Source organism: Vibrio fluminensis (assembly GCF_015278125.1).
GTDB classification, from domain to species: Bacteria; Pseudomonadota; Gammaproteobacteria; order Enterobacterales; family Vibrionaceae; genus Vibrio; species Vibrio fluminensis.
Genome location: NZ_JADILO010000012.1, coordinates 98095 through 111428, shown reverse-complemented (window position 1 = coordinate 111428; position 13334 = coordinate 98095). Strand labels below are relative to the sequence as shown.

At 44.0% G+C, this 13334-nt stretch carries 12 protein-coding genes; 11 read left to right on the top strand and 1 reads right to left on the bottom strand.

The window, feature by feature from the left end; genetic code table 11:
• Window positions 1–150: 150 nt before the first annotated feature.
• A complete protein-coding gene (gene pdxH / locus IRQ95_RS10755) occupies window positions 151–786 on the bottom strand; it encodes a pyridoxamine 5'-phosphate oxidase (protein ID WP_194436927.1) in 636 nt (211 codons plus the stop codon).
• A gap of 225 nt (window positions 787–1011) precedes the next feature.
• Here pdxH and IRQ95_RS10750 point away from each other — a divergent pair, with 225 nt between their 5' ends.
• The 11 genes from IRQ95_RS10750 to sstT all read left to right on the top strand — a co-directional run bounded on the left by IRQ95_RS10750 (window position 1012) and on the right by sstT (window position 13262).
• Entirely contained in the window at window positions 1012–2403 is a 1392-nt protein-coding gene (locus IRQ95_RS10750; protein ID WP_194436926.1) for an HlyD family type I secretion periplasmic adaptor subunit, read from the top strand.
• A gap of 6 nt (window positions 2404–2409) precedes the next feature.
• Complete coding sequence (locus IRQ95_RS10745) at window positions 2410–3114, top strand: transglutaminase-like cysteine peptidase (protein WP_194436925.1); 705 nt, start codon at window positions 2410–2412, stop codon at window positions 3112–3114.
• 5 nt (window positions 3115–3119) lie between these two features.
• Window positions 3120–5036: a bifunctional diguanylate cyclase/phosphodiesterase gene (locus IRQ95_RS10740; RefSeq protein ID WP_194436924.1), complete on the top strand. Its 1917-nt coding sequence runs from the start codon at window positions 3120–3122 to the stop codon at window positions 5034–5036.
• Window positions 5037–5055: 19 nt separating this feature from the next.
• Complete coding sequence (locus IRQ95_RS10735) at window positions 5056–7173, top strand: type I secretion system permease/ATPase (RefSeq protein WP_194436923.1); 2118 nt, start codon at window positions 5056–5058, stop codon at window positions 7171–7173.
• A 320-nt stretch (window positions 7174–7493) separates the two neighbouring features.
• Window positions 7494–8117, top strand: a complete 624-nt coding sequence (locus IRQ95_RS10730) for a DUF2057 family protein (protein WP_194436922.1) — start codon at window positions 7494–7496, stop codon at window positions 8115–8117.
• A gap of 14 nt (window positions 8118–8131) precedes the next feature.
• Complete coding sequence (locus IRQ95_RS10725; RefSeq protein ID WP_194436921.1) at window positions 8132–8674, top strand: GNAT family N-acetyltransferase; 543 nt, start codon at window positions 8132–8134, stop codon at window positions 8672–8674.
• A gap of 233 nt (window positions 8675–8907) precedes the next feature.
• Window positions 8908–9333, top strand: a complete 426-nt coding sequence (locus IRQ95_RS10720) for a hypothetical protein (protein ID WP_194436920.1) — start codon at window positions 8908–8910, stop codon at window positions 9331–9333.
• Window positions 9330–9914 carry an SCO family protein gene (locus tag IRQ95_RS10715; protein WP_194436919.1) on the top strand — a complete coding sequence of 195 codons (585 nt, stop codon included), beginning with the start codon at window positions 9330–9332 and terminating at the stop codon, window positions 9912–9914. Before IRQ95_RS10720 ends, IRQ95_RS10715 begins: the two co-directional genes overlap by 4 nt.
• An 18-nt stretch (window positions 9915–9932) precedes the next feature.
• Window positions 9933–10379, top strand: a complete 447-nt coding sequence (locus IRQ95_RS10710; protein ID WP_194436918.1) for a copper chaperone PCu(A)C — start codon at window positions 9933–9935, stop codon at window positions 10377–10379.
• A 215-nt stretch (window positions 10380–10594) separates the two neighbouring features.
• A complete protein-coding gene (rsgA, locus tag IRQ95_RS10705) occupies window positions 10595–11650 on the top strand; it encodes a ribosome small subunit-dependent GTPase A (protein ID WP_194436917.1) in 1056 nt (351 codons plus the stop codon).
• A 388-nt stretch (window positions 11651–12038) separates the two neighbouring features.
• Entirely contained in the window at window positions 12039–13262 is a 1224-nt protein-coding gene (gene sstT, locus IRQ95_RS10700) for a serine/threonine transporter SstT (RefSeq protein WP_075647817.1), read from the top strand.
• The last annotated feature ends 72 nt before the right edge of the window (window positions 13263–13334 follow it).

Genomic DNA, 13334 nt, shown 5'->3' with positions numbered 1-13334 from the left:
CTTCTGTATGCCTATGTAATGAATGGAAGCTTCTGCGCACGGTATAACAAAAAATATCGCGATCGCGACCTACGGTCGCTTCCAAAAAAGAACCCCGCTTGAAAAAGCGGGGTTCGTCATCAATCTGACGCCCGAAGGCGTTTTTTTGTTTTAAGGAGCAAGACGGTCAATGTCCCACTGATTTGCTTCTTGCGAGTACAAAAAGCGGTCATGTAGGCGGCTTTCACCACCTTGCCAAAATTCAATACTGCTTGGTTTAATACGATATCCGCCCCAGAAAGAAGGCACCGGTATTTCTCCGTTAGAAAACTTCTGCTTCAACTCAAGAAACTTCCCTTCTAGCACACCACGGGCTGAAATTCGGCTACTTTGCTTACTCGCGAGCGCAGCAATTTGGCTCTCTTTTGGACGAGAGGTAAAGTATTTCATGTTTTCCATTGCTGAAAGCTTCTCAGCAACACCAATCACATTCACTTGGCGTTCTAAATTGTGCCATGGAAAGTGCAAACTCACCTTGGCATTATGCTCAATATGCTGTGCTTTTCGGCTACCAAGATTGGTATAGAACACAAAACCATCACGGTCACAGTGCTTTAATAGTACGATACGTTGGTAAGGTTGACCTGTTTCATCAACAGTTGCCACTGTCATGGCAGTAGGATCCATCAACTTGGCATTAATGGCTTGTTGCAGCCATAAGTTGAATTGGTCGATAGGGTCACTCAATAGGTCTTTACGACGCAAACCACCTTTTGTGTACTCACGTCGAATATCTTCAAGTTCCATATTCACTCCTGAACATTGTTTGCGTGATTGTGCGCTCATATTATTGATAACTCAAGTGCTGAACCTATTCCGGTACTAGACTTAAGTCAGTAAATAAAAACTGGATCACTCTTTAGTTTACGATTTTCTTTGATATATCCAGTTCTTTTATATCAACTTATTAACAATAATTTGTTAAGCTTATGAAATCAGACAAATACTTGTCGTCATCGCTAGGAAATATTTATGAGCAAAAGCAGTTACAACCGTCTCAATTCAGATGAGTTGGATTATGTAGATGACAAAACTGCCGCCCTGCTTTTAAACACCCCAAGTAGTGCCAGAATAATGTTGTGGCTAATGCTGCTATTTTTCATTATCGCCATCGCATGGGCATCATGGGCTGAGATTGACAAAGTCACTGTAGGGCAAGGTAAAGTTGTACCTTCTTCGCAAGTACAGGTCATTCAGAACCTTGAAGGTGGCTTGGTAAAAGAGATTTTGGTTCGAGAGGGCGAACTCGTTAGCAAAGGGCAACAACTCTTACTCATCGACGATACCCGATTTCGTTCTGACTTTAGAGAAAGAGAGCAACAGGTTGCGAACCTCACAGCCAATGTTATCCAACTTTCAGCCTCTCTCGCTAGCGTTGCGATCAACGAGGATTTTGACAGTAAAAATTGGCAAGATAGCGTCAAGCTGAATTACGACAAGCTGTTCTACCCTGAAAACTTTGAACAAGATCGTCCAAGACTCGTCGCTCGACAAAAAGCAGAATACCGACAAGATCTTAACGAGCTGCGTAACCAACTTTCACTAATAGACCAACAAGTAAAACAAAAGCAACAAGACTTAGTTGAGATTCAAGCTCGTGTGAGAAACCTAAGAGAAAGTTACAGCTTTGCACGTAAAGAGCTCGACATCACGCGTCCCTTGGCCGAAGAAGGCGTCGTACCACGCATTGAACTGTTGAAACTGCAGCGACAAGTCAATGATACTCGTCGTGAAATGACGTCAAGCGAGTTAAAAGTTCCTGTTTTACGTTCCGCCATTAAAGAATCCATGTTAGGTCGTATCGATGCTGCCCAGAAGTTTCGTTCTGCTCAGCAAGAGAAGCTCAACGATGCGCAAGATAGACTCTCTGCAATGACGGAATCGACGGTTGGTCTAGAAGATCGTGTGAATCGTACCGTTGTTGTCTCTCCCGTAACAGGTACAGTCAAGACGCTTAATATCAATACGGTTGGTGGCGTAATTCAACCGGGCATGGATATTGTCGAAATCGTTCCCAGCGAAGATACCCTGCTAGTCGAAGCTAAAATCGCTCCGCAAGACATCGCATTCTTAAGACCTGAGCTTGCTGCGATAGTTAAGTTTAGTGCCTATGACTTCACCAAATACGGTGGACTAGAAGGCAAGCTGGAGCACATCAGTGCCGATACGACGACTGACGAAGAAGGCAACAGTTATTATTTGGTCCGAGTACGCACCAACGAGACCTCTCTGAACAAAGACGACTCGTTACCGATCATTCCTGGCATGACCGCTTCTGTCGACATTATCACCGGTAAACGAACAGTAATGGATTATTTACTCAAACCAATACTGAGTGCTAGAACCAACGCTTTAAAAGAGTAGAGGTAGATGACTTTTCCCCTTAAAAGAACTCAAAGGACGTCGAGAGCTTTTAAAACACTTGGTATTTTATCTGTCTGCCTATTTGGTGCTTCAACATCACTCGCACTCAATAGTACAGAACAGCGCTTAGTCGAAAAAGTGACTCGCGTTTATGGAGAACGCGCGGGTTTACGAGTGACAACTTGGCGCAATGAAATGACGGTATATAGAGGGTTATCTGAACGCGAACAGTTGACCCACGTGAACCAGTTCTTTAACCAACTTAACTTTGTTAATGACGACAAACTTTGGGGAAAGAACGATTATTGGGCAACGCCTCTAGAGTTTTTGGGAAGCAATGCTGGTGATTGCGAAGATTTTACCATCGCCAAATACTTCTCACTGCTTGAGCTAGGTGTATCAGATAAAAAATTGCGCCTTATCTATGTTAAGGCCCTGAAGTTAAACCAGTTTCACATGGTTCTCGCTTATTACTCACACCCAAGCGCTGAACCATTGATTCTTGACAACATTAATCCAGAAATCACGACAGCCTCTAAGCGTCGTGACTTGCTGCCTATTTACAGCTTCAACGGTAGCAATCTGTGGTTAATGAAATCAAAAAATGGACAACTGGCGGGAAAATCCTCTCGCTTGAGTTTGTGGAATGATTTACGTGCACGCGAAAAGTCACTCCAACTACGGAAACCCAAAATCAATTACGATGAGTAGCCACTATGACCTTACATAAACAGCTTGTCGCAGGGATGATTGCAGTCACCATGATGCTGCTGATTTCAGTATCAGTGATCGAGTTCAATACCACTCGAAATTTCCTCGAGCAGCAGCAACGTTCTGAAGTTAACAACACGATTAACACGGTTGGCCTTGCTCTTGCGCCATATTTGCAAGACAAAGACACCGTCGCGGTCGAGTCAGTGATCAATGCACTTTTTGACGGTTCCAGTTATTCGGTAGTACGTCTTATTTTCTTAGACAGCAATCAGGAAATCGTGCGTACCTACCCTATCAAACCGACTAACGTTCCAAATTGGTTTATTGCGCTCAACCTCTTCGAGCCTATCCATGATAGTCGCGTGGTCACAAGTGGCTGGATGCAACTGGCAGAAGTGGAAATCATTAGCCATCCCGGCAGCGCCTATCAGCAACTCTGGCTAGCTTTTGAAGATCTTGTCATCGCGTTTTGTATTGTTTTATTGATTGGTCTTTTTGCCATTTCGTTCTTACTTAAGCGAGCGCTAAGTCCACTTAACATGATCGTCTCCAAGATGAAACTCGTGGCACAAAACCAATTTGGTGAACCGCTCCCGCTACCAAAAACAACCGATCTTCTTAGTGTGGTTGAAGGCATTAACAGTATGTCAGCAAAGCTAGAAGAATCATTTAAGGCCCAAGCCAAAGAAGCACAACAGCTTAGAGAACGTGCTTACATCGACCCTGTCTCAACACTGGGTAATCGCGCTTACTATATGAGTCAACTTAACGGCTGGTTAAGCGAAGGCGGATATGGCGGTGTCGCGATCCTTGAAGCTCGATTTATCAAAGAGCTTTATGATGACAAAGGTTACGAGGCTGGAGATAAAATGGTGCGCGAGATGGCAGACCATTTAAAAGTGGGCATCAACACCAATGAAATCGCGATAGCCCGTATTTCGTCAGATGAATTCGCCTTCGTGATGCCTAACATGGATGAAGCGGAGTTGAAACTCACTGCCGAAAGCATCATTACCTACGTACAAGATCTCAATGCAGACCCTACAGGTATGGCAAAAGCAAATGCTTCACTCGGCGTGGTGCACAATTCTACCAGTACCTCCACTTCTGACATATTAACCTTGCTCGATAACGCACTCGCTGATGCGACTAATCATCCCGATCAAACTTATAGCTATATCACCAGCGAAGACTCAACAACCATCATGGGTAAACAGCAGTGGAAGTTGCTGGTCGAAGAAGCAATCAATAACGACTGGTTTACCTTTAGAAAGCAAGCAGCAAACACCAGTACTGGGCAAACCTATCACTATGAGATGTTCAGTGCGATTGAACATGGGGATCAGCGTTATGGTGCCAACCAATATCTGTTCGCACTAGAGCAACTCAATGCCAGCCATATCTTGGATGAATATGTCATTTCGTCTGTGTTACAACAGCTCAAAAGTGACCCGACGATGTCTGATGCTCCCATTGCCATCAACATTGCGCAAAGCAGCATCTCACAACCGAGCTTCATTCGTTGGGTAAGCCAACAACTCAATAAACACAAAGAGTTGGCAGCAAAAATTCATTTTGAGATACCAGAAAACTGCTTTATTAATTCCCCTCACCACACAGCGCTTTTCTGTAATGCTGTGCGCACTGCTGGTGCAGATTTTGGGGTGGATAACTACGGACGTAATTTCCAATCATTAGATTACATCAATGAATTTAGACCAGCATACGTTAAGCTGGACTATTTATACACGCATCATTTAGAAGATGAAAAACAGAAATTTACGCTAACATCTATTTCAAGAACCGCCCATAATTTAGGTATAAAGACGATCGCTTCGCGAGTTGAGACCCAGTCACAGCTCAATTTCTTATCGGAGCATTTCATCGATATTTTCCAAGGCTTCATTGTCGAAAAGTAGAAAGAGAAAGGCAGCTAGTATGCAAGACCCCTTATTAAATTCTCTCATTTACGTTAGCCGGTACTATGGTCTAGCAAACTCACCTGAGGCTTTGATCAATGGTTTGCCTTTATCTGAAGGTAAACTAACGCCATTCCTTTTTCCGCGTTCTGCTGAGCGAGCGGGACTGGTCGCCAAAGAGAATCGTGCCGAACTCGGCTCAATCTCACAGCTAGTGTTACCCGTCGTGTTATTGCTAAAAGGCGGAGACGCCTGCGTATTAAATAGCATCAACGCAGAACAGCAAGAAGCAGAAATCGTAACTGGAGAGTCAGGACTCGTCCCTATATCCATCCCATTAGAGGAGCTTCAGCAACTCTATATTGGGCGTTACTTCTTGGTGAAAAAGCAATTCCGTTACGACGAACGCTCTCCAGAAGTATTGAAAACCAAAGAAGGGCACTGGTTTTGGAGCACGCTCTGGCAGTCACGTAGCATCTATCGTGATGTACTGATAGCCTCGATATTAATCAACTTATTTGCCATCGCAGCCCCAATGTTCACTCGCCTAGTGTATGACAAAGTCGTGCCTAATTTGGCTTTTGAAACACTTTGGGTGTTAGCAAGTGGTATCTTTGTCATTTTCTTCTTTGACTTAATACTCAAGTTGATGCGCAGCTATTTTATCGATGTTGCAGGTAAGAAGTCCGACATTCTTATCTCCTCTAAGCTATTCAGCAAAGTGTTAGGCATCCGTATGGAATCCCGTCCACCATCGGTTGGTGCGTTTGCCCGTCATTTACAAGAGTTTGAATCGATTCGTGAGTTCTTTACCTCAGCCACTATCGGCTCATTGATAGACCTACCATTTGCTATCCTATTCTTAGTTTTAATTTGGCTGATGGCTGGTAACTTAGTCTTTGTCCCGATTGCAGGGGTGATCTTCCTAATCATCTATTCTCTGCTGATTCAAGGACCATTGCGCCGCGCCATTGAAGAAGGCTCTCGTTTAGCCTCACAGAAGTACGCTAACCTTATAGAAAGTTTAGCGGGCTTAGAAACGGTAAAATTGTTCGGCGCACAAAGTCAGTTTCAATTCCGTTGGGAAGAAGCCGTCGCACATATGGCGAATTGGAATATCAAAAGCCGCCGCATTACCGACAGCATTCAAAACATCGCGGGTTTTGTGCAGCAATCTTCCAACGTAGGAATGATCATCTTCGGTGTTTATTTGATTGCCGAAGGTAATCTCACCATGGGTGGTTTAATCGCAGCAACCATGCTTAGTGGCCGAGCAATCAGTCCAATGGTCCAATTGTCGGTCCTGTCTGCACGTTATAATCAAGCAAAATCATCCATGACCATCATTGAACAAGTGATGGCAATGCCTGAAGAGCAAGAAGAAGGTAAACGTTATATTCACCGCCCGATTATCCACGGAAAAATTGAACTGGATAACGTTACTTTCCACTACCCTGATTCTCCAATTGCCTCTATTCGCAACTTGAACTTAACCATCAACCCTGGTGAAAAAGTCGCGATAATCGGACGTATCGGCTCAGGTAAAACCACGTTAGAACGACTCGTTCTTGGCTTATACAAACCAACCGAAGGACACGTTCGCATTGATGATACCGATATAGACCAACTTCATCACATTGATATTCGACGCAATATCGGCTGCGTGCCACAAGACTATCACCTCTTCTATGGCTCTATTCGTGACAACATTACTCTAGGTCGCCCTCTAGCTGACGATCGAGATGTTATGGATGCGGCAAATCGAGCTGGCGTAACGGTGTTTACTCAACAAGACCCTGCAGGGTTGGAACGTCAAGTAGGTGAAGGTGGACAATTACTCTCTGGTGGACAACGCCAAGCAGTATCGATTGCACGAGCTATTTTGGGCCGCCCTCCGGTATTACTCATGGATGAACCCACCAGCGCCATGGACAACCGCTCAGAAATGCATATTAAGCAGCAACTCGCGCAATTAAAGAAAAATGAGACACTCATTCTGATCACCCACAAGACTTCGATGCTCGATATCGTTGACAGAATCATTGTGATGGAGAAAGGTGCCATTATTGCTGATGGTCCAAAAGCCGAAGTTCTGAGTAATTTGATGCAAGGTAAAGTCAGAGCCGCTAGCGCATAATCAAAAACACGACCCAGACCGGGTCGTTTTTTTATTTAATTAGAAAAATTGAGAATTTACTCTGTTATGCTGCGTGACAAGCACCACCTTTTCAGAAAGTTAACACACTTGGCGATTGGATAAAGACTAAAATATAGACACTATAAAAAGCGTCGTTTCATCCTCTTTAATTACAACAATGAAAATGACGTTTTAATTAAGTTTTTACATTCAGATTATCGCCGCTGAAATAGTGCGTTATCTTAGTTTGGATTCAGAACCAACATCGGTATCTAAACGCTATTTTGGGGTTATTACTTGCTGCTATTTAAGGAATTAAAATGAAAACCGTTGCCACTCTTCTATCAGGCTTATTTCTCGCTGCTAACGCACATGCTGCTATCACAATCAATATACCAGACAACGTACAAGTTCTTGCGGTTAACGCCGAAAAACCCGATGTCGAAGGTGGCATTTTTAGTTCAATCAAATCTCTGACTCTCGCTGATGGTGAAAACCAAGTCGTGTTTCGTTACACCCCTTATTTTTCACAAGGCAATGACCGCGTCATCGTTGAAAGCAATCCGGTGATCACCAAATTCACCGCCAATAATCAAGAGCTCAGCTTAGACCTACCCGAGTATCGAAACGAGCGCGAAGCAGAGAAGCAAATTAAGAATTGGCAAGTCGTTCTTGTAGACCAGCAAAATCAACCGCTAACTATTGCTCAAGATGCTCTACGTAAAGATGGCATGCAAATTGGTCGCGATTTTGTCCAAGAGTCTAAAGAATACAACCGTACCAATGGTGTTGCCGCTTTAACATCAGCATCAGCTGTCGCTGTAACATTGCCTGCCAATATCAAAGTTGACTCAAATACGGCCGAAGAGATGCTGCATTTTTGGTATCAAAAAGCAGACGCCGAAACGAAAGCGAAGTTTAAGCAATACATCAATCAACAATAACGGTAAGGCTGGGTATGACACTAGACAACCTCTTTACCATCAAGGTCGATGATGAAATACAACTTGCCCTGATTGAGGAGAGCTTCGCGCCAATCTACGCAGAAATAGTCAGTGAACAACTCGACTATTTATCTCAATGGTTAGCTTGGCCGCCTTATTGTCAAACAGAGCAAGACTTCCGTCTATTTGTTGGCCGCTCTCTCGATGATTACGCTCAAGGTAAATCTCTTACCTGTGCGATTATTTTCCAAGGTAATATCGTTGGTAATTGTAGCTTCAACAATATCAATCATGAGCTAAAAAAAGTACAAATTGGTTATTGGTTGTCTAATGCACAAACAGGTAAAGGCATCATGACCCGAGTGGTCAGTAAGCTGATTAACTTAGCCTTCACTAAGTACGACATGGAAAAGGTTGAGCTATCCGCGGCGGTCAACAACAAGCCAAGTCGTGCTGTCGCCGAGCGCTGTGGAATGATTCTTGAGGGTGTAATCTCAAACAGTGAGAAAATCGGCGATCGCATTCTAGATCACGCGATCTATGCCATCCACAGATAAAACGCCTAATACTATTTGGAACCCTGTTAGCGACCCAGTGATATGCTGGGTTTCTAACATTTCTTATCGCTAAATGTTGCGTTTTTCACTTTCACTGAGCGACAATTTCACTGACAAACAAATGTTAAGTATTCTCATCTAGTATGACATTCAACACAGATTTGTTTGCACGCCAATCCAACTCATTATCAGTATGGTAACATGCTGCCTATTCAGTCGGTTGTATGTCTACTATGAGTAAACTATTAAAATTCCTTTCAGCTTTGGTTGCCGTTTCTATTGGCTTTTTCGCTAACGACCTAATCGGTTTTTTCCAAACATCACCCAAAGTATCACTCGATAGCTATTGCCAATTGTCTACTGAAGCTTGTGCGCAAGATGGCGTCATAATCTCGATGAACCAAGATACCGCACAACCCTTACAACCTTTTACTTTAAGCGTTAAGTGGTCAAGTCACCAAAATGAAAACTTGATGCTGACGCTACAAGGACACGAAATGGATATGGGGACTGCTCGTTTTGCCATTGCGAGAACCCCGAGCGGTGAGTATCAATCAGACGTATTGTTACCTGCTTGCACCATGGATGATATGACGTGGATTGGGACATTAAGCGATGGCAGCCAATCTGTAGACGTGGCAATAAGGATGGCTCGATGAATAAAAATTGGTCACTAATCTTGGTCGTTGCATTTAGCTTAGGTTTCGGTCTAAAACTCTATTTTGACAATAACCAAGCCCAAACAGCGAATAACCAAACAGAAAATACCTCGGTATTCCAGGGGACAAACCAAAAAAACGTCGACCTATTCGATGAGACAGATCCTCGTGTTCGCGTGGTGTATTTTGGCTTCACCCACTGTCCCGATGTCTGCCCAACATCATTGGCAATGCTTTCAGCTGCACTCAATCAGCTCGATACAACTCAGCAAGATAAAATCCGTCCAATCTTTATTACGTTGGATCCGGAGCGAGATATCGCAAGTAAAGCCCATGAATACGCACAATACTTTCACCCTAAGCTTGAGGGGTTATCAGCAGAGCTTGAAATTACGAAGCCTCTCGCCGAAAAATATGGGGTTGTGTTTAAGCGAACAGAACTGAAAGAATCAAAGCTGGCTTATACCATTGACCATAACTCCTACTTCTATTTCTTACAGCCAAATGGTGAGTTGATCACAAAAGTGCCTCATACACTCAATCCAGCTCCCATTGTTTTAGCGATTGAAAATCTTGAGTAAAATAACAAAGGACTAACTATGAAACTTAAGCCGCTAATTTTAGCGACATTACTTTTAAGCCCACTTGCTCAGGCCACTGACGTAATGCTGCACAACCCTTATGCTCGCGCCACACCACCAAATGCTGCCACCAGCGCAGTGTTTGTCGAGATCATGAACCACAGTGATACAGAACGCGCGATCATATCGGCATCAACGCCTGCCGCTGGCAAAGTAGAATTGCATGATGTCATTCACGATGGCGACATGATGAAAATGCGCCAAATTGAAAAAATCTCACTTCCAGCTCACAGCCACACCTCCCTTAAACCAGGCAGCTTACACATTATGCTGTTCGATTTAACCAAGCCTCTAGTTGAAGGTGAGAATATCGATGTCGAAATCACCTTTGCCAATGGTAAAACGCAAACGTTTAGTGCACCGATCAAAAAAGTCATGAGTGGTATGAAACACCACCACCATTGATTATTACCAAGTGAGAAAAGAGGAGGGCTAAGGCTCTCCTCTTTTGCTATTCTGCCCACGCGGAATCATTCAGGAAGAAAGTATGATTGTAGCAATGCACTTAGAACGCAGAGGTAGCTAGACGGTCACGACTGTCATCTATACTGATAATGTGCATTTCATCCGAGATACTACAAAACAACACTTCGCAGTTTAGCTTGCCCTTGGGATTTAAAATGAATTCAAATGCCAACTCCACCATAACACTCAACCAACTTGGTTGGAGCAACCTATTTCACCAGCAACTTACCCTAGATGATTTAGAACACAATCAACTAGCGCGCGTTTCTGAACATCATCGCAGCGGTTACACTCTACTTGCAGAGCGTGGACTGAGTACGCTAGCAATACACAAATCTCTGCCGGATATGACCGTTGGAGATTGGGTAGTTCTGGATGCTGACGGCCAATTTGTTCGTCTGCTAAATAGACAGTCACTATTCAGCCGCAAAGCAGCTGGCAGCAAAGTTGAAGAACAGCTGATTGCCGCCAACGTTAACACGCTGTTTATCGTCTGCTCTCTCAATGACGACTTCAACCTAAGCCGTATTGAACGTTATCTTGCAATCGCACACGATGCCGAAGTAGAACCTGTGATTGTCCTAACAAAGGCGGACCTATGCGAAGATAGCGAAGACAAACGCGCACTAGTGCAAGCTTTGGATCCGATGCTATTTGTCGAAACACTTAACGCGCTTGATAGTGAGCAGTGCCAACTACTGGCAAGTTGGTGTAAACAGGGGAAAACCGTCGCGTTTATGGGCTCTTCAGGTGTGGGCAAATCAACGCTAGTTAACACGTTATTGGGCGAGCAGACCCAGCAAACTGGCGATATTCGCGAGGATGACAGTAAAGGTCGTCACACCACAACAAGTCGCTCTCTTCACTTGTTACCTAGTGGTGGCGTACTCATTGATACTCCGGGGATGCGTGAACTGCAAATCCACGATTGTGCCGATGGCGTAGAGCAAACATTTAGCGATGTTCAGTCACTGGTCGATAAATGCCGCTTTAGTGATTGCAAACATAACAACGAGCCGGGCTGCGCTGTCATTAGAGCGTTAGAGAGTGGTGAAATTGATGAGCGTCGTGTCACCAATTACCTCAAATTGATGCGTGAACAAGAGTGGAATGGTGCCACCTTGGCTGAACAACGCTCTAAGAGCAAGCAATTCACTAAATATTGCCGCTCAGTACAGAGTGAAAACCGCTCGCGCAAACAATCTTACTAAGCAATGATTTGAATAAAAATTTAAAATGTTACGCATTGCACTGCATAACCAACAAGGGGCATTAGCCCCTTTTTTATCTATCAAATACCGTAAAACGTCAAAATTAGATTCCAAATATGTAGATAATGTTAATATTAAGTTCTATTTTCTAATTATTCCTAGACACAATATCTCAGAAGGATAGTATAAGTTGCTTCTCTTCCACTCGTGGAGAGAACATCAAAACAATAATCAAAGGTTACTTCTGTCTCGAGATAGCCAGCAGGCTACGCTAGCAACGATTCGACTTAGCTTCGATACGATCGATAATCTGGTTTCATTCTGATGTAAACCAAGTCATCAAGCGAACTCGTGACACAATAAACCAAAGCAAAATGCAGGATTTATTATGCTTTACAATTCATTTTTAGCTCGGCTTGCACGAGGAAATTTAGTACTACAGATCTTAGCCGGCATAATTTTAGGTGTGGCACTTTCTCTAATCGCTCCGGATCACGCAGTAAGCGTAGGTCTACTTGGTGAGTTATTCGTTGGCGCGCTAAAAGCCGTTGCGCCGATTCTTGTGTTCATACTGGTTGCGGCATCGATTGCTAACCAAAAGAAAAATCAACACACCTATATGCGTCCAATCGTGGTGTTATACCTGTTTGGCACCTTTGCCGCTGCGCTGACCGCAGTGACCATGAGTTTCCTTTTCCCTACCACTTTGACTCTGGTTTCTGGTGCAGAAGGTGCAACGCCACCGCAAGGCATTGGTGAAGTATTGCATACCCTATTATTCCAATTAGTTGATAACCCAATCAATGCGCTTAAAAATGCCAACTACATTGGCATTCTAGCTTGGGCGATTGCACTTGGTCTTGCACTCCACCATGCATCTGCATCAACCAAAGCGTTATTTGAAGATCTTAGCCACGGCGTGTCGCAAATCGTGCGCTTTATTATTCGCCTAGCACCACTGGGTATCTTTGGTCTTGTGGCTTCAACACTGGCAACGACAGGTTTCTCTGCATTAGCTGGCTACGCTCACCTACTTGCTGTTTTGCTTGGCGCCATGGCAATTATTGCCCTAGTGATCAACCCACTCATCGTGTTTATTAAAACTCGCGAAAACCCATACCCATTGGTATTCCAATGCTTACGTGAAAGTGGTGTGACGGCATTTTTCACTCGTTCGAGTGCAGCTAACATCCCAGTAAACATGGCGCTTTGCGAAAAACTGAAATTGGATGAAGATACCTACTCTGTCTCTATTCCTCTAGGTGCAACCATTAACATGGGTGGCGCAGCTATCACCATCACAGTGCTAACGTTGGCAGCAGTACACACCATGGGCATCGAAATTGACCTAATGACGGCCCTACTACTAAGCATCGTCGCAGCCGTGTCAGCTTGTGGCGCATCAGGCGTGGCTGGCGGTTCACTACTACTGATCCCACTAGCTTGTGGGCTATTTGGTATTCCAAACGAGATTGCGATGCAAGTGGTCGCGGTTGGCTTTATCATCGGTGTTATCCAAGACTCAGCAGAGACCGCGTTAAACAGCTCTACGGACGTCGTATTTACTGCTGCGGTATGCAAGCAGAAACAAAAAGAAAATCGCCCTCACTAAGCTGATAATTCATTTAAGTTAAACACAACATACTAAAAACCGAGTGCGCCAAACACTCGGTTTTTTATTGCC

What these genes read in the sequence shown, in the direction of transcription:
- IRQ95_RS10715 (WP_194436919.1), top strand. Translation starts at nt 9,330, where the DNA reads ATGAATAAAAATTGGTCACTAATCTTGGTCGTTGCATTTAGCTTAGGT.
- IRQ95_RS10750 (WP_194436926.1), top strand. Translation starts at nt 1,012, where the DNA reads ATGAGCAAAAGCAGTTACAACCGTCTCAATTCAGATGAGTTGGATTAT.
- pdxH (WP_194436927.1), bottom strand. Translation starts at nt 786, where the DNA reads ATGGAACTTGAAGATATTCGACGTGAGTACACAAAAGGTGGTTTGCGT.
- IRQ95_RS10740 (WP_194436924.1), top strand. Translation starts at nt 3,120, where the DNA reads ATGACCTTACATAAACAGCTTGTCGCAGGGATGATTGCAGTCACCATG.
- IRQ95_RS10725 (WP_194436921.1), top strand. Translation starts at nt 8,132, where the DNA reads ATGACACTAGACAACCTCTTTACCATCAAGGTCGATGATGAAATACAA.
- IRQ95_RS10720 (WP_194436920.1), top strand. Translation starts at nt 8,908, where the DNA reads ATGAGTAAACTATTAAAATTCCTTTCAGCTTTGGTTGCCGTTTCTATT.
- IRQ95_RS10745 (WP_194436925.1), top strand. Translation starts at nt 2,410, where the DNA reads ATGACTTTTCCCCTTAAAAGAACTCAAAGGACGTCGAGAGCTTTTAAA.
- sstT (WP_075647817.1), top strand. Translation starts at nt 12,039, where the DNA reads ATGCTTTACAATTCATTTTTAGCTCGGCTTGCACGAGGAAATTTAGTA.
- IRQ95_RS10730 (WP_194436922.1), top strand. Translation starts at nt 7,494, where the DNA reads ATGAAAACCGTTGCCACTCTTCTATCAGGCTTATTTCTCGCTGCTAAC.
- IRQ95_RS10735 (WP_194436923.1), top strand. Translation starts at nt 5,056, where the DNA reads ATGCAAGACCCCTTATTAAATTCTCTCATTTACGTTAGCCGGTACTAT.
- rsgA (WP_194436917.1), top strand. Translation starts at nt 10,595, where the DNA reads ATGAATTCAAATGCCAACTCCACCATAACACTCAACCAACTTGGTTGG.
- IRQ95_RS10710 (WP_194436918.1), top strand. Translation starts at nt 9,933, where the DNA reads ATGAAACTTAAGCCGCTAATTTTAGCGACATTACTTTTAAGCCCACTT.